Annotated in this window: 11 protein-coding genes and 1 pseudogene; 6 read left to right on the top strand and 6 right to left on the bottom strand. The window is 68.6% G+C overall.

Features of this window, described 5'->3' with window-relative positions:
- The first annotated feature begins 53 nt into the window (after positions 1 to 53).
- Positions 54 to 1,301 carry a flavin monoamine oxidase family protein gene (locus CMV14_RS00385; RefSeq protein ID WP_066964671.1) on the top strand — a complete coding sequence of 416 codons (1,248 nt, stop codon included), beginning with the start codon at positions 54 to 56 and terminating at the stop codon, positions 1,299 to 1,301.
- Positions 1,302 to 1,336: 35 nt separating this feature from the next.
- Here the strand turns inward: CMV14_RS00385 and CMV14_RS00380 are convergent, their stop codons facing one another.
- From CMV14_RS00380 to CMV14_RS00370, 3 genes are read right to left on the bottom strand one after another with little or no spacing between them, the layout of a single operon-like run.
- Positions 1,337 to 2,842: a DHA2 family efflux MFS transporter permease subunit gene (locus tag CMV14_RS00380; RefSeq protein WP_066964804.1), complete on the bottom strand. Its 1,506-nt coding sequence runs from the start codon at positions 2,840 to 2,842 to the stop codon at positions 1,337 to 1,339.
- 41 nt (positions 2,843 to 2,883) lie between these two features.
- Positions 2,884 to 4,068, bottom strand: coding sequence for an HlyD family secretion protein (locus tag CMV14_RS00375; RefSeq protein ID WP_066964674.1), 1,185 nt, complete (start codon positions 4,066 to 4,068; stop codon positions 2,884 to 2,886).
- Positions 4,069 to 4,071: 3 nt separating this feature from the next.
- Positions 4,072 to 5,535: an efflux transporter outer membrane subunit gene (locus tag CMV14_RS00370; RefSeq protein WP_083215904.1), complete on the bottom strand. Its 1,464-nt coding sequence runs from the start codon at positions 5,533 to 5,535 to the stop codon at positions 4,072 to 4,074.
- A 293-nt stretch (positions 5,536 to 5,828) separates the two neighbouring features.
- On the opposite strand from CMV14_RS00370, the gene CMV14_RS00365 reads away from it, so the two are divergent.
- Positions 5,829 to 6,230, top strand: a complete 402-nt coding sequence (locus CMV14_RS00365) for an Ohr family peroxiredoxin (protein WP_066964677.1) — start codon at positions 5,829 to 5,831, stop codon at positions 6,228 to 6,230.
- Between the two features lie 13 nt (positions 6,231 to 6,243).
- Here CMV14_RS00365 and CMV14_RS00360 read toward each other — a convergent pair whose 3' ends face one another.
- The 3 genes and pseudogenes from CMV14_RS00360 to CMV14_RS00355 form a co-directional block, all read right to left on the bottom strand.
- Entirely contained in the window at positions 6,244 to 6,954 is a 711-nt protein-coding gene (locus CMV14_RS00360) for a substrate binding domain-containing protein (RefSeq protein ID WP_238147141.1), read from the bottom strand.
- A 77-nt stretch (positions 6,955 to 7,031) separates the two neighbouring features.
- A pseudogene (locus CMV14_RS27040) lies at positions 7,032 to 7,169 on the bottom strand (LysR family transcriptional regulator); the annotation flags it as partial.
- Positions 7,170 to 7,375: 206 nt separating this feature from the next.
- Positions 7,376 to 8,614, bottom strand: coding sequence for a DNA adenine methylase (locus CMV14_RS00355; RefSeq protein ID WP_066964680.1), 1,239 nt, complete (start codon positions 8,612 to 8,614; stop codon positions 7,376 to 7,378).
- A gap of 135 nt (positions 8,615 to 8,749) precedes the next feature.
- Between CMV14_RS00355 and CMV14_RS00350 the strand changes: the two genes are divergently transcribed.
- The 4 genes from CMV14_RS00350 (at position 8,750) to CMV14_RS00335 (ending at position 16,234) form a co-directional block, all read left to right on the top strand.
- Positions 8,750 to 11,254, top strand: coding sequence for an esterase-like activity of phytase family protein (locus tag CMV14_RS00350; protein ID WP_066964683.1), 2,505 nt, complete (start codon positions 8,750 to 8,752; stop codon positions 11,252 to 11,254).
- 302 nt (positions 11,255 to 11,556) lie between these two features.
- The gene (locus CMV14_RS00345; RefSeq protein WP_066964686.1) at positions 11,557 to 13,338 is read left to right on the top strand and encodes an FAD-dependent oxidoreductase; all 1,782 of its coding nucleotides are present in this window, start codon (positions 11,557 to 11,559) and stop codon (positions 13,336 to 13,338) included.
- A complete protein-coding gene (locus tag CMV14_RS00340) occupies positions 13,335 to 15,182 on the top strand; it encodes a 2-oxoacid:acceptor oxidoreductase subunit alpha (RefSeq protein ID WP_066964689.1) in 1,848 nt (615 codons plus the stop codon). The genes CMV14_RS00345 and CMV14_RS00340 overlap by 4 nt, the downstream gene beginning before the upstream one ends.
- Positions 15,179 to 16,234, top strand: coding sequence for a 2-oxoacid:ferredoxin oxidoreductase subunit beta (locus CMV14_RS00335; RefSeq protein ID WP_066964692.1), 1,056 nt, complete (start codon positions 15,179 to 15,181; stop codon positions 16,232 to 16,234). The genes CMV14_RS00340 and CMV14_RS00335 overlap by 4 nt, the downstream gene beginning before the upstream one ends.
- The last annotated feature ends 32 nt before the right edge of the window (positions 16,235 to 16,266 follow it).

Below are 16,266 nucleotides of genomic sequence, written 5' to 3'. Positions count from 1 at the left end.
CGCTGTCCGCGCGCATGCCGTGAACAAAATCGCGTTCATGCGTTGTTGCCGTCATGAGCGACGAGTTCGACGTGGTGATCATCGGCGCCGGGGCGGCGGGCATCGGTGCCGCGCGGTCGCTGGCGGGCCATGGCCTCAGGCTGCTGCTGGTCGACGCGCAGGACCGGATCGGCGGCCGCGCCTGCAGCCTGCGCCTCGGCCGGATCGCGGTCGATATGGGCTGCGGCTATCTCCATTCGGCCGAGCGCAATCGCTGGGTGGCGATCGGCCGGCAACTGGGCTTCACCATCGATCAGGGCGATCCGGGCTGGCGCGATCAGTATCGCAATCTCGGCTTCTCCGCCGCCGATCAGCATGAAGCTATGCTGGCTTTCGAGGATTTCACCGCGCGGCTGCGCGCCGACCCGCCGGCTTCGGATCGCGCGGGCGATGCCTTGCTGCCCGATGGCCGGTGGAACGCCTATATCGAGGCGCTGTCGGGCTATATCAACGGCGCGGGTTTCGACCGGGTCTCGGCGGCCGACTATCTTGCCTATGACGATGCCGCGAGCGAGCTCAACTGGCGGGTGCGCGAAGGCTATGGATCGCTGATCGCGGCCGCGATGCCCGCCTCGGTCGAGGCGCGCTTCGAACTGCCGGTGACGCGGATCGACCATGGCGCGGCGATGCTGGCGCTCGACACCGACCAGGGGACAATCCGCGCGCATCGCGCGATCGTCACCGTGCCGACGCCGGTGCTCGCCTCGGGCGCGCTCGCCTTCGACCCGCCGCTTCCCGCCAAGCAGGAGGCCGCCGCCGCGCTGCCGCTGGGCCATGCCGAGAAGATCTTCCTGGCGCTCGGCCAGCCCGACATGCTGCCCCGCGACGGCCATCTGCTCGGCAATCCGCACAGCGTCAGGACGGGCAGCTACCAGCTCCGACCGATGGGCTATCCCCTGGTCGAGGGCTTTTTCGGCGGCAAGGCGGCCTGCGAACTCGAACGGCTGGGGCCCGCCGACGCGGCGGCCTTCGCGATCGACGAGCTCGCGGCGCTGCTCGGCAACGATATCCGCGCCCACCTCCATCTGCTCGGCGGATCGGCCTGGGGCAGGACCCGCTGGATCGAGGGCGGCTACAGCCATGCCCTGCCCGGCATGGCGGATCGGCGCGCGGTGCTGGCCGAACCGGTCGACGATCGCATCTTCTTCGCGGGCGAAGCCTGTTCGACGGCCGACTTCTCCACCGCGCACGGCGCGCTCGACACCGGGCTGGCGGCGGCGCGATCGGTGCTGGCGAGCCTGCGGGGCAGGCTGGCGGCTTAGGCCTGGGTAGGGCTGATCGGCGCTTTTGTCCGCGATCAGTCGGCCGCCACCGGCCCGGTCATCGGCGCCGGGCGGCGGGCGATCCAGACCAGCGCGATCATCGCCATCATCGCCCAGGCACTCGCCCGGAAGATGTCGACCGAGGAAAGCAGATAGGCCTGGCCCACCATCTCGCGGGTCAGCATAGCATAGCCCTGCTGGGCGCTGACGCCGAGCCGGCCGAGCGCGGCGCCCGCCTGCTGGAACACCGGATCGAAGGACGAGCTGGCATCGGCCAGCCGGCTCTGGTGGAGCGCCTCGCGCCGGTCCCACAGCGTCGTCACCAGCGAGGCGGCGAAGCTGCTGCCGGTGATCCTCGCGAAATTGGTGAGGCCGGTCGCGGACGGGGTCTGCTCGGCCGTCACGCCATCGAGCGAGATGGCCAGCATCGCCATGAAGAACATGCTCATCCCCAGCCCCTGCACCAGCATCGGCAGCATGAAGTGCCAATAGTCGGTCTGGACGGTGAAGCCGCTGCGCATCGCATAGGAGGCCGCGAAGGCGACGAAGGCCAGCGTCGCCAGCCAGCGCGCGTCGAGCCTGCCCGACAGCCGGGCGATGATCGGCGTCGCCAGCACCGCGACCACGCCGCTGGGCGCCGCCACCAGCCCTGCCCAGGTGGCGGTGTAGCCGAGATGCTGCTGGAGCCAGAGCGGGAGCAGCAGCATGTTGCCGAAGAACACCGCATAGCCCAGCGTCAGCGCCGCCGTGCCGAGCGCGAAATTGCGGTTCCGGAACAGCTTCAGGTCGACCGCGGGCCGGGCGTCGGTCAGCTCCCAGATCAGCCAGGCGACGAAGCCGATCGCGGCGAGCAGCGCCATGGTGGTGATGAAGGACGAATGGAACCAGTCGGCATTCTTGCCCAGGTCGAGGAAGACCTGGAGGCACCCCACCCAGAAGGCGAGCAGGCCGAGCCCGACCGCGTCGATCGGCAGCCTGCCGGTCGGCGTCTCACGGCTCTTCATCGCGCGCCAGCTCACCCAGGCGGCGGCGAGGCCGACGGGCACGTTGATCAGGAAGATCCAGCCCCAGTGGTAATTGTCGGAGATATAGCCGCCCAGGATCGGCCCGGCGACCGGCCCGGTCAGCGTCGTCATCGTCCAGATGCCGAGCGCGGTAGCGCGCTTCTCGGGCGGGAAGATCGAGATCAGCAGCGCCTGGCTGCCGGGGATCATCGGCCCCGAAACCGCGCCCTGCAGGATGCGGAAGGCGATCAGCGAGGGCAGGCTCCAGGCGAGGCCGCAGAGCAGCGAGGCGGCGGTGAACAGGAACACCGAGGCGACGAAGGTGCGGACCACCCCGAAGCGCCTCATCAGCCAGCCGGTCAGCGGCACCGTCACGCCATTGGCGACGGCGAAGGCGGTGATGACCCAGGTGGCGCTGTCGGTGCTGACGCCCAGATTGCCGGCGATGGTGGGCAGCGAGACATTGGCGATGGTGGTGTCCAGCACCTGCATGAAGGTGCCCAGCGCCAATGCCAGCGCCGCCGCGCCCAGCGCCATGCCGGAAAGCGGCGCGGGGCCAGCGGCCGGCGCCGCGCCGCTCACCGGAGGGTCCCCCGGTTGGCGGCGATGATCGCGTCGATCTTCGCCTGCACCGCCGGCCCGCCGTCCTGGCTCGTCTCGCGCGGCAGCGGCGGCGCCGCGACGCGGGCGACGGGGGCGCCATGATGGTCGCTGGTGTCCACCGTCACCTTGGCCGATACGCCGATCCGCAGCGGATTGGCCTTCAGCTCGGCGGGGTCGAGCGCGATGCGCACCGGCACCCGCTGGACGATCTTGATCCAGTTGCCGCTGGCATTCTGCGGCGGCAGCAGCGCGAAGGCACTGCCGCTGCCCGCGCCGAGTCCCAATATTTTGCCGTGGAAGGTCACGCCGCCGCCATAGATGTCGGTCTCGATCTCGACCTTCTGGCCCACCCTGATGTCGGCCAGCTGGGTCTCGCGGAAATTGGCGTCGATCCACAGCCGGTCGAGCGGCACCACCGCCATCAGCGGGGTGCCGGGGCCGACCTGCTGGCCGAGCTGGACGCCGCGCTGCGCGACGATGCCGTCGACGGGGGCGACCAGCCGGTTATGCCCCTGGCTGATCGCGGCACGGCGCACTGCGGCGATCGCGGCGAGCACGTCGGGGTTGGTCTCGATCCTGGTGCCGTCCACCGCCGCATGCGCCTGCGCGCCGCGGCTGCGCGCCAGCGCCAGCGCGGCGGCGGCGGTGCGGACCTGGTCGGCGGCGTGCGCCACCTCCTCGCCCGATACCGCGCCTTCGGCGGCGGCGGCGCGGCGGCGGGCCAGGTCGTTGCGCGCCCTGGCCAGCTCGGTCTCGGCCTGCACCGTGGCGGCGCCGGTCTCGTCGACCTTGGCGAAATCGGAGCGGACGGCGCGCACGGCGCGGGCCAGCTCCGCCTCGGCCGCCGCCATCTGCGCGTCGGCGGTGGCGGGGTCGAACTCGATCAGCGTCTGCCCGCGCTTCACCTGTTCGGTGTTGTCGGCGTTGATCGCCAGCACGGTCGACGGCTCGCGCGCGGTGATCGCCACCACGTCGCCGGCGACATAGGCGTCGTCGGTCACTTCGCTGCTGGGGGCCAGCAGTTCATGGCCGCCATAGGAAGCGGCGCCGATCAGCACCGCCGCGCCCAGCAGCAGCAGGCCGCGCTTGCGGGCACGGGGCGCGCCCTGCGGCGGGGCGGGGGCTTCGTCTTCGGCCTGGATGGGGGTGATGGCGTTCATGGATTACCTCCCTGCGGGGGTGGCGGCGGGGGTGGCCGACGCGGTCTGTTGGTTGATCGGATCGAAGCTGCCGCCGAGCGCGACCAGCAGCCGGATGCGCGCGGCCGCGCCTTCGGCGGCAAGGTCGATCTCGCGCTGGTTGGCGGCGAGCAGCCGGTCGCCCGCGCCGAGCACGTCGAGCTGGACGCCCAGGCCGGTGCGCAGGCGCACCTGGTCGAGCCGCATCGTTTCGGCCAGCCCGGCCGAGACGCGGCGCTGCTCGGCGGCATCGGCGGCGTTGGTGGCGATCGCCGAAAGCGCGTCGGCGCTCTCGCGCACCGCGCCGACGACCGTGCCGTTATAGCTGGCGATCGCCTCGTCGATCCCGGCGACGGCACCCTTGTAGTTCGCCTTCAGCCGCCCGCCCTCGAAGATCGGCAGGTGGAGGGCGGCGCCCGCGCCATAGGTGGCGGCCCCGCCGGTGAACAGCGATCCGAGGCCGATCGCCTGGAGCCCGACCAGCCCCTTCAGGTCGACATCGGGATAGAAATCGGCCTTCGCCACCCGGCGTCCCGCCTCGGCCGCCTCGATCCGCGCGCGGGCGGCGAGGATGTCGGGACGGCGACCGAGCAGATCGGCGGGCAGCGCGGCCGGGACCGGCAGCGCGCGGTCGAGCGTCAGCACCGGATCGGTGATCGTCGCATGATAGTCGGCACCGCGCCCGGCAAGCGCCGCCAGCGCATGGATCATCAGCTGCCGGGCGCCATCGGCGCGGATTTTCGCCTGGCGGGCCTCGGCGAGCAGCGTCTCGGCGGCGCGCAGGTCGAAGTCGCTCGACAGGTCGGTCCGCTGCCGGACCTGGGCGAGCCTGAACTGCTGCTCGCGCGAGGCGACGAAGCGGTCGGCGATCCGGGCCTGTTCGGTGGCGCGGGCGAGGTCGACATAGGCCTGCGCGACCGCGCCCGACAGCGTCACCCGCGCGGCGGCAAGATCGAGCCCGGCGGCGTCGGCCGAGGCGGCGGCCTGCGCCACCAGCGCCTTCTGCCGACCGGCGAGGTCGAGCGACCAGCCGAGATTGGCCTGGGCGTTGCCGATCCAGCGGGTCGAGCCGCCATAGGGCGGCGGGATGATATATTGGTCGCTCAGCCGCTGGCGGGTGGCATCGGCGCTGCCGTCGATCTGCGGAAGCAGCCCCGCCTTGTTGGCGGCGATCCCGGCCTGGGCGCGGGCGAGCCGCGCGGTCGCGGCATCCAGTGAGGGATTGCCGGCCAGCGCGTCGGCCATGATCCGGTCGAGCTGAGGATCGCCGAAGCCCTTCCACCACGCGCCCGCGGCAGGAAGGGCGGTGGCGCCGCCGAGGCCGGCGGACGCCGCAGACAGTGGCGTCACCCGTGGCTGCACCTGTGGCACGGCGGCACAGCCGGACAGCAGCGCGGCGACAAGCGTGGTGATGGAAGCGGAACGGAGGATTTGGGCGGAACGGGACATGGGCGTCTTTTCCCTGGACCTTGATCCGCCGGGAGATAGGCCCGCGCCCTTGTTCAGATTATCCACCAAAAGTGCATAATAGAGGTGGCGATTAGCTTCTAATCATTACGGGTGCCGGGCGGGGAGCGGGCAGGCCCCGTTTCGGGATTGGTGGCTTTCCGTCACCAGTGAAATGAAGGCCGGATGGCTAATTCGATCGCGGGCCGGTCGCTAGATGGGCGCCAAGCACCGTCCGGCACTCCCCCTGTACCCCCCGCCGGGCGGTGCGACCGATCCGGAGACCCGCCTGATCGATGCGATCCAGGACCGCCCCCTATCAGACCCAGGTGACCGCGCTCGGCGGCCGGTCGGGTGCTGCCGCCAGCGCCGACGGGCGGCTGAAGCTGCGGCTGGACGGGCCGCGCGATCCCGCCGGAAAAGGCACCAATCCCGAACAGCTGTTCGCCGCCGCCTATGCGGCCTGTTTCCTCTCGTCGCTCCAGCGCGTGGCGCGGGACGAGGGGGTGGAGCTTGCCGCCGACAGCAACGTCACCGCCTCGGTGGGGCTCGGCGAGCGGCTGTCGGTGTTGCTGTCGGTCGACCTGCCGGGCGTGGCGGAGGAAGAGGCCGCGCGGCTGGCGGCCGCCGCGCACCGCATCTGCCCCTATTCGCGGGCGATCCGTGGCAATGTCGAGGTCCGGCTGAGCGTCGCCTGACGGCGCGCCGGCGTCACCGTTCCACCCCGTGCGCCCAGGGCTGGCTCGCGAATTGCGCGCGCAGGAATTCCATCAGCACGCGCACCCGTGCCGGACGGGCGCGGCCCGGCGGCGTCACCATGCAGATCGGGGCCGAGGGGATCGTCCAGTCGGGAAACAGCTCGATCAGCCGGCCGTCCTCCAGCGCTTCCCAGATGAAATATTCGGGCATCGGGCTCACCCCCGCGCCGCCGATCAGCGCCTCGCGCAGGCCCAGCGTGCTGTTGATCTTGAGCGGCCCCGACATCGGCACGAGGCAATGCTTGCCGTCTGGGCCGGTGAAGTCGATCTCGGCACCCCACGGCACATGGCTGGGGATCAGCGCCGGATAATGGGCGAGTTCGCTGGGGTGCGACGGCATGCCGTGGCGCGCCAGCAGCGATGGCGCGGCGCTGACCCGGCGGCGCAGGTTGAACAGGCGGCTGATCCGGAGCGAGCTGTCGTCGGGATTGTCGCCGATCTGGATCGCAAGGTCATAGCCTTCGCCGACCAGATCGACCCGCCCTTCGGTGAACACGACATCGAGGCTGATGTCGGGATAGGTCGCCATGAAGGAGGGGAGCAGCGGGGCGAGCGCGGTCTCCCCGAAGGTGACCGAGGTGGCGAGGCGGACCAGCCCGCGCGGGATCGCCGCCTCCTCCAATATGTCCGCCTCGATCGCGGCGCCATCGGCCAGGATGCGCATCGCCCGGTCGAGCGACGCCGCCCGCTCTCGGTCAGCGACAGCTTGCGCGTGGTGCGGTGGAGCAGGGTGGTGCGCATCCGCTCCTCCAGCCGGCTGATCGCCTTGGAGACGGTGGTCTTGGCCAGCCCCAGCTCCTCGGCCGCCTGGCTGAACGACCCCTTCTCGGCGACCTTCGCGAAGATCGCCCAGGCTTCGAAATCGGGCAGGTGCGGCATGTCCGGTCCCCCTGCCGGCAGGATAGCGGCTGATCGATGCGAGGAGAAGCGCCCCTGGATCCTTCCTGTCCGAAGGACGGGGAGGGGGACCGCGCCGAAGGCGTGGTGGAGAGGTCACCGTCTCGGTCCGCGCGGCCGGGATTGTCGGAAAGCCCCTCCACCGCCTGCGGCGGTCCCCCTACCCATGGTTGCGGCATAGGGAGGATCTAGGGCGCGACCGCCATCTCCGGATGACGCATCAGCGCGGCGCGTTCCTCGGCGAGGATCGCGTCGCAGATCGCCTCTGGGGAGGTGGTGGCGCGGCGGCCGGTGTCGATCAGCAGCACGAACTCGGCGTTGAGCGGCTTGGCCGAGAAGCGTTGGCTGCTCACCCGATAGCGCTTGTACGGCTGGATGAAGGCCTGGGTCGCGCCGCGCGCCACGGCGGCGCGGGCGAGGTCGATCAGCGGGATGTTGCCGTCGGTGGAATAGCTGACCGCGATCCAGCGCGCCGGCAGCGAGCCGACAAGATCGGCGAAGGCGGCGGCGGCGTGGCGCGCGCTGTTATAGGGGCTGCGCCGTTCACTGCGCCAGTCGTGCCGGATTGCAGACTTGTCGCCCCGGCCGCTGATCTTGGGGCTCAGTTCGGGCTTGTCCCACAGCGCGACGCTGTTGAGGACATGATAGTTCGATCCATAGGGGTGCTGGTTATAGGGCGGATCGAGATAGACGAAGTCGTAGCTCTGCCCATGTTCGGCCGCGAAGCGGTGGGCGTCGAGCCGGGTCACCTCGTTCGTCTGGCCATTGTCCAGGAACAGGGCGGGCTCCAGCATCAGGTCGCCGCAGATGCGGTAGCGCGCGGTGCCGTTGCTGCCGCCCCAGCCCGCGTGGAAGCCCTTGAACACCCCCGATGTGTTGCTGGTGTAGCAGCATTGGTAGAGCAAGGGCGCGATCAGGCAGGCGGCCTGATCGGCGTCGATCGCGCCGGACGCTTCCAGCCGGGCGATCTCCTCCCGGATCGCGTCGATCCGCATCCCGTTCTTGCGCATGTAGAACATCCGGTCGCGGCCGATCTCGAGCGCCTCGTCGTCATCGGGGCAGAGATGGTCCGTCACCCAGCCGGCGGTTGGCGGCAGCGCGTTGAGCTGGCCCAGCATCTCGGCATAGGATCGCGCGCCGAAGCGCGGCGCGGCATTGCCGCCGACATGGCAGCGGTTGATCGCCTCGGCATAGGGTTCCCAGTCATTGGCGATCACCCGGAAGCCCAGCGTCTTGGCGAAGCGCGCGACGACGCCGCTGCCCGCGAACAGGTCCAGGAAGCTCCCGCCTGCCGCCACCCCGCTCGCCGTCACCGCGCGCCCGATCAGCGGCAGCAGCTTCCGCTTGTTGCCGATATAGGGGATCAGCTGGTTGAAGACATAATGGTCGGTGCTGCGCGCGGCGTGCAGGCGGCGGTCATAACGCATGGGTCGCAGGGGTAGAGCGCCCCGTGCCCGCTGTCGATGGGCGCCGCGTGGTTTCACGGGGTTGCAACATGGTTGCCGCCGCACTGTCACCCCCCGCCAATAACGGTCCCCCGTTTTCACAGGGGGCTTCGAACCATGCGATCTATCCGCCAGATTCTCCTCGCCTGCACGGCGATCTCCGCCGCCGGCGGCGCTCATGCCCAGTCGGCCAGCTTCACCACGCCGCACATCACCAACGCCGCCGGTTCCGAATCGGCGACCCTGGGTGGCGTGACCTTCGTCAACCGGGGCATCACCGGCGCGGGCCGGCTGAGCGCCACCACGCTCGATTTCCGGGGCGAGACGCTGGGCAGCTTCTCGGGCATGGCGATCGACCTGTCGAGCTGGCGGCGCAACGCCGACGGCAGCTATTCGGGCAGCATCTTCACCCTGCCCGATCGCGGGCCGTTCGATGGCGCGATCGACTATCGCAACCGCGTCCACACCAGCGCCATCACCTTCCGGCCGCTCGCCGGCGGCTCGGCGGCGCTGCCGCAGGCGGCCAGCTCGCAGAGCCAGGTGACGATCACCCCGACCGGCGGCTTCACCCTGAAGGACGCGCTGGGCGTGGAGATGACCGGCCGCGATCCGGGCGCCAGCACCGTGACCCGGGGCGGCATCGTCTATCCGATCGCCACCGATGGCACCGCTGCCGGCCATATCAGCCTCGACGCCGAGGCGATCGCCTTCCGGCCCGACGGCAGCTTCTACGTCTCCGACGAATATGCCGACGGCATCTATTATTTCGACGCGACCGGAAAGCAGATCGGCGCGATCCAGACGGTGGCGGCAATGCTGCCGCGCACCGGCGGGGCGATCAATTTCAACAGCACCACTCCGGGCCAGACCGGGCGCCGCAACAACCAGGGCCTGGAAGCCATGGCGCTGACCCCGGACAACCGCAAGCTGGTGACGATCCAGCAGTCGGCGACGGTGCAGGACACCAATGGCGCCAACCAGCAGACCCGCAACAACACCCGCATCCTGGTCTATGACATCAGCGGCAACGCCGCGCCGGCCAACCCGATCGGCCATTATGTGCTGCAGCTGCCGATCTTCAACAACAACGGATCGGGCGGCGCCCCCGATCGCACCGCCGCGCAGTCGGAGATGCTGGCGCTCAACGACACCCAGTTCCTGGTGCTCGCCCGCGACGGCATCGGGCGTGGGGTGGCGGCGAATGCCAGCACCAGCACCACACCGATGTTCAAGAGCATCCTGCTGGTCGATACCAGCGGCGCCACCAACCTGGCGGGCACCGCCTATGAGACCGGCGTGACCCCGATCGCCAGCAATGGCGGCCTTGTGGCGGGCATTACCCCGGTCCGGCAGGTCGAGCTGGTCAACATGCTCAACCCGGTCCAGCTCGGCCGGGTCGGCATGAACCTCACCCGGCTTCCGCTCAGCAACCCGACCACGATCAGCGAGAAGATCGAGGCGCTGGCGCTGGCGCCGGTGCTGGAGGAGGGCGCGCCGCAGGACTTCTTTCTGTTCGTCGGCAACGACAACGACTTCCAGGGTACGAGCGTCACCTTCAACGGCGTCACCTCGGCCTCGGGCGCGCTCGACGGCTCGGGCAACAATGACAACGTGCTGCTGGTCTATCGGCTGACCCTGCCGACCTATGTCGATCCGCAGGCGCTCTCCTCGATGATCGCGACCGCGCCGCTGGCGATCAACGCGACCCGCAGCGCCGCTGCCGACATCGGCCTCACCGCCACCCGCGCCGGCCTGAATGCGCTGCAGGGCGCGCGCCAGATCGGCGAGACCGGCATGGGCAAGGGCGTGCGGATCTGGATCGACGGTGGCTATGCGCGGGTCAACAGCGCGGAACTGGGCGGCGGCGATCTCAACGCCGACGGCTATGCCATGAACGGCGGCATCGATGCGGCGATCGGCCCGGTGCGGGTCGGCCTGCTGATAAGCTATCGCAACCTCGATGGCGGTTTCGGCGCGGGCAACCGCCTGGAGGCGCGGGGAACCAGCGTCGGCGGCTATGCCGGGATCGGCCTCGCCAACGGCCTCTACGTCCAGGGGGCGGTATCGAAGGCGGTCGATCTGCAGATCCGCAACGTCGCGCGCGATTCGGCCTATGGACTGACCGGCGGCGGCAATCCCGATGGCGACGCCTGGTCGATCGGCGGCGAGATCGGCTGGCAGGCGGCATTCGACAGGCTGCGCGTCGGGCCCTTCGCCGGCTATGACTATGTCGATGCCGAGATCGACGGCTACACCGAGACCGGCGCCAGCCTTGGCAACGTCGCCTATGGCAAGGTCCGGTACAAGCGGCTGACCGGCTATGCCGGCCTGGAGGCGAAGCTGATGGCGTCGCCGGCCTTCGTTCCGGCGATCCGGATCAGCTATGCCAGGGAGGACGAGCGCGGCGACCGGGCGGCGACCGTCCGCCTCGCCTCGGCCCAGCATGCCATGGGCACACAGGCGTTCGCACTGCCCGATACCGCGCGTGACTATGTCGGTGCCGCACTGTCTTTCACGGGGGCGCTCGGCGACCAGATATTCTGGCAGGCCGGCGGCGAGAACCGCTTCATCAGGGGCGAGGACGAGCTCAAGGTCCGCGCGGCGCTCGGCTTCCGTTTCTGATCCCGTTCCTGCTGCGATGACCGGAGGGGTGGCGCTTGGCGCCGCCCCTTTTTTATCGTCGGCCGGAGCGAAATGATCCGCGCTTCATGTATTTGAACGACTGTACAATGCAATTTACCAGGATTATGGGGCGAATCGCGTCGCTACCCGTGAATTTTTAATGACAACGGGCTTGGCGAGCGCTGTTCCGGCGCGTTAAGGTCAGGCCCACGCATCTCGTGCGGGCACAGGACGGACGGGCCACCTGACAAGGACCGCCGCCCCGCCAAGACAGGGGAGCGGATCGAGAGGAGTGGATTGCGTTGGAGCCCACCAATATCGAGGCGCCGGATTATTTCCATAAGGTCGTCGATTGCCAATGGGCCTGCCCGGCCCACACCCCCGTTCCGGAATATATCCGCCTGATCGCGCAGGGGCGTCATGCCGACGCCTATATGGTCAACTGGAAGTCGAACGTCTTCCCCGGCATCCTCGGCCGCACCTGCGACCGGCCGTGCGAGCCCGCCTGCCGGCGCGGCCGGGTCGATGAGGAGCCGGTGGCGATCTGCCGGCTGAAGCGCGTCGCCGCCGACAACAAGGGCGACGTCGCGGCGCGGATGCCCGCTCCGCCCAAGAAGAAGATCGGCAAGAAGATCGCCTGCATCGGCGCGGGCCCCGCCTCGATGACGGTGGCGCGCGATCTCGCCCCGCTCGGCTATGACGTCACCGTCTATGATGCCGATGCCAAGTCGGGCGGGATGATCCGCAGCCAGATTCCGCGCTTCCGCCTGCCCGAAAGCGTGATCGACGAGGAGATGGGCTTCATCACCAATCTCGGCCTGACGATGAAGCTGGGCCAGCGGGTCGACAGCCTCGCCGCCCTGCTCAAGCAGGATTATGACGCGATCTTCGTCGGCAGCGGCGCGCCGCGCGGTCGCGATCTCGATATCCCCGGCCGCCAGGAGGCCGCCGCCAACATCCATATCGGCATCGAATGGCTGGCCAATGTCTCCTTCGGCCATGTCGAGGGCATCGGCAAAAGGGTGATCGTGCTCGGCGGCGGCAACACCGCGATGGACTGCTGCCGCACCTCGCGCCGGCTGGGCGGCGAAGACGTCAAGGTCATCGTCCGCTCGGGCTATGACGAGATGAAGGCCTCGCCCTGGGAGAAGGAGGATGCCCAGCATGAGGGCATCCCGATCCTCAACTATCTCGTCCCCAAGGCCTTCACCCATGAAGGGGGCAAGCTGACCGGCATCACCTTCGAGAAGGTTGCTCCCGTGATCGACGAGAAGGGCCGCCGCACCCTGAAGCCGACCGGCGAGCCCGACGAGCATCATGAATGCGACGACGTGCTGGTCGCGATCGGCCAGGAGAACAGCTTCCCCTGGATCGAGCGCGACATCGGCCTGGAGTTCGACCAGTGGGGCATGCCCCGGGTCGACGAGACCACCTTCCAGTCGACCAACCCGAAGATATTCTTCGGCGGCGACGCCGCCTTCGGGCCGAAGAACATCATCTGGGCGGTCGCGCACGGCCATGACGCGGCGATCTCGATCGACCATTTCTGCCGGGGCGCCGACCTCCGCCTCAGGCCTCCGCCCGGGGTCCAGATATCGTCGCAGAAGATGGGCATCCATGAGTGGAGCTACGACAACGACGTCAGCCTGGAGGACCGGCAGAAGGTGCCGCTGCTGCCGCTCGCCGAGGCGCTGGGCGATGTGAAGGCCGAGGTCGAGCTGGGCTTCGATGATCCGCGCAGCTGGGCCGAGACCCAGCGCTGCCTGAACTGCGACATCCAGACCGTCTTCTCCAAGCCGCTCTGCATCGAATGCGATGCCTGCGTCGACATCTGCCCGACCGACTGCATCACCTTCACCGTCAACGGCAAGGAGGAGGATCTGCGGCCGCGGCTGAAGGCGCCCGCCATGAACCTGTCGCAGGACCTCTACGTCTCCTCCACCCTGCCGACCGGCCGGGTGCTGGTGAAGGACGAGGATGTCTGCCTCCATTGCGGCCTGTGCGCCGAACGCTGCCCGACCGGAGCCTGGGACATGCAGAAGACATTGCTGGAGATGACCCATGCCGGGGGGTGCATGAAATGAGCGTGCCCATCACCGCGGTGAATGACTTCGTCGTCAAATTCGCCAACGTCAACGGATCGGGATCGGCCTCCGCCAACGGGCTGTTCGTCAAGGCGATCCTGCGCATGGGCGTGCCGGTCAGCGCGCGCAACATCTTCCCGTCGAACATCCAGGGGCTGCCGACCTGGTATGAGATTCGGGTGAGCGGCCATGGCTGGCTCGGCCGGCGCGGCGGGGTCGACCTGATGGTCGCGATGAACCCGCAGACCTGGGAAAAGGACATCGCCGAGATCGAGAGCGGCGGCTATCTCTTCTATGACAGCACCAAGCCGATGCCGGCCGATCGCTTCCGCCAGGACATCACCATCGTCGGCATCCCGCTGACCGCGCTGTGCAACGCCGCCTATGCCGAGCCGTCGAAGCGCAAGGTACTGAAGAACATCATCTATCTGGGCGCGCTGACCTATCTGCTCGGTATCGAGCGCGGCGTGGTCGAGGCGCTGCTGAGCGAGGAATATGCCTCCAAGCCGGCGCTGATCCCCGCCAATCTCGAAGCGCTCCAGATCGGTTTCGATCATGCCCGCGCGAACCTCAGGCCGCTCGGCCTGCAGCTGCGCCGCAGCGACAAGGTCGGCAGGCGTATCTTCGTCGATGGGAACACCGCCGCCGGCCTCGGCGCGGTCTATGGCGGCGCCACCGTCTGCGCCTGGTATCCGATCACCCCGTCGACATCGCTGGCCGAGGCGTTCATCGCCTATTGCAAGAAGCTGCGCCACGATCCCGAGGCCGGCCCAGAAGAGGGTAGCGCGCGCTATGCGATCGTCCAGGCCGAGGATGAGATCGCCTCGATCGGCATCGTCACCGGCGCGGGCTGGAACGGTTCGCGCGCCTTCACCTGCACCTCGGGGCCCGGCATCTCGCTGATGCAGGAGTTCATCGGCCTGTCCTACTTCGCCGAGATCCCGGCGGTGATCTTCGACGTGCAGCGCGGCGGCCCCTCGACCGGCATGCCGACCCGCACCCAGCAGTCGGACATCCTCTCGGCCGCCTATGCCAGCCATGGCGATACCAAGCATGTGCTGCTGCTGCCCGAGGGGCCGAACGAATGCTTCGAATTCGGCGCGCTCGCCTTCGACCTGGCCGACCGGCTCCAGACGATGATCTTCGTCATGCTCGATCTCGACATGGGCATGAACGAATGGCTGATCGACCCGTTCGAATGGGATCATGACCGGGTGCTCGACCGGGGCAAGATCATGACCGCCGAGATGCTGGAGGCGGGCGCCGATTTCGGCCGCTACAAGGATGTCGACGGGGATGGCATTCCCTATCGCACCCTGCCCGCGACCCACCCCTCCAGGGGCAGCTATTTCACCCGCGGCACGTCGCGCGATCCCTATGCCCGCTACAGCGAGGAGGGGGCGGTCTATGTCGACAATATGGAGCGGCTGCTCCGCAAGTTCGACAGCGCCAAGGCGATCGTCCCCGCGCCGATCCTGCGCAAGGCGCCGAAGAAGACCAGCTATGGCGTGATCTATTACGGATCGACCAGCCCGGCGATGGACGAGGCGCTCCACCAGCTGGAGGCCGAGGGGCTGGCGGTCGATGCGCTGCGCATCCGCGCCTTCCCCTTCGCGGGCGAGATATTCGACTTCATCGCCCACCATGAGCTGGTGTTCGTGGTCGAGCAGAACCGCGATGCGCAGCTGCGTGCGCTGCTGATCAACGAGGGCGGGGTCGATCCGGCCCGCCTCGTGAAAGTCCTCAACTATGACGGCTCGCCGATCACGGCGCGCTTCATCAAGACGGAACTGGCCAAGGGCATGGGGCTGTCCAAGCCCCGCGCCGGGGAGATGGTGCGATGACCTACATAGCCAAGCCCGAATTCCACCATCCCTCGCTGCGCACCAATGCGCTGGGCTTCACCCGCCGCGATTATGAGGGGAAGGTCTCGACGCTCTGCGCGGGCTGCGGCCATGATTCGATCAGCGCCGCGGTCGTCCAGGCCTGTTTCGAGATCGATCTGGAGCCGCATCGCCTGGCCAAGCTTTCCGGCATCGGCTGCTCCTCCAAGACCCCCGATTATTTCCTGGGGGCGAGCCACGGCTTCAACACCGTCCATGGCCGCATGCCGTCGGTGCTGACTGGCGCCAACCTGGCCAATCGCGACCTGATCTATCTCGGCGTGTCGGGCGATGGCGACAGCGCCTCGATCGGCCTCGGCCAGTTCGCCCATGCGATGCGGCGTGGCGTCAACATGGCCTATATCGTCGAGAATAACGGGGTCTACGGCCTCACCAAGGGCCAGTTCTCGGCCACCGCCGACAAGGGCAGCAAGTCCAAAAAGGGCGTCGTCAACTCGGATAGCGGCATCGATCTGGTCGCCCTCGCGCTCCAGCTCGGCGCCACCTTCGTCGCGCGCAGCTTCTCGGGCGACAAGGACCAGCTGGTGCCGCTGATCAAGGCGGCGCTGACCCACAAGGGCGCCGCCTTCATCGATGTACTCAGCCCCTGCATCGCCTTCAACAACCACAAGGGCTCGACCAAGAGCTTCGACTGGGTGCGCGAGCATAATGAGGCGGTGAACAAGCTCGACGTGCTGATGGCGCGGATGGCGATCAAGGCAAGCTATGAGCCGGGATCGCTGACCGAAGTGACCCAGCATGACGGCTCGACCCTGCTGCTGCGCAAGATCGCCGAGGATTACGACCCGACCGACCATGTCGGCGCGATCAACTATCTCCAGCAGGCGCACGCCGCCGGTGAGATCGTCACCGGCCTGCTCTATGTCGATCCCGAGGCGGAGGACCTGCACGACGCGCTCGGCACGGTGAAGAAGCCGCTGAACGCGCTGTCCGACGCCGAACTGGTGCCGTCGGCGGCCGCGCTGGACAAGGTCAACGCGGCGCTGCGCTGACCGGAGCCGTCAACCCCTGAACTTGGGTGTGT

The organism is Rhizorhabdus dicambivorans (genome assembly GCF_002355275.1).
Classification (GTDB): Bacteria; Pseudomonadota; Alphaproteobacteria; order Sphingomonadales; family Sphingomonadaceae; genus Rhizorhabdus; species Rhizorhabdus dicambivorans.
This window is presented reverse-complemented; position numbering and strand designations above follow the sequence as displayed.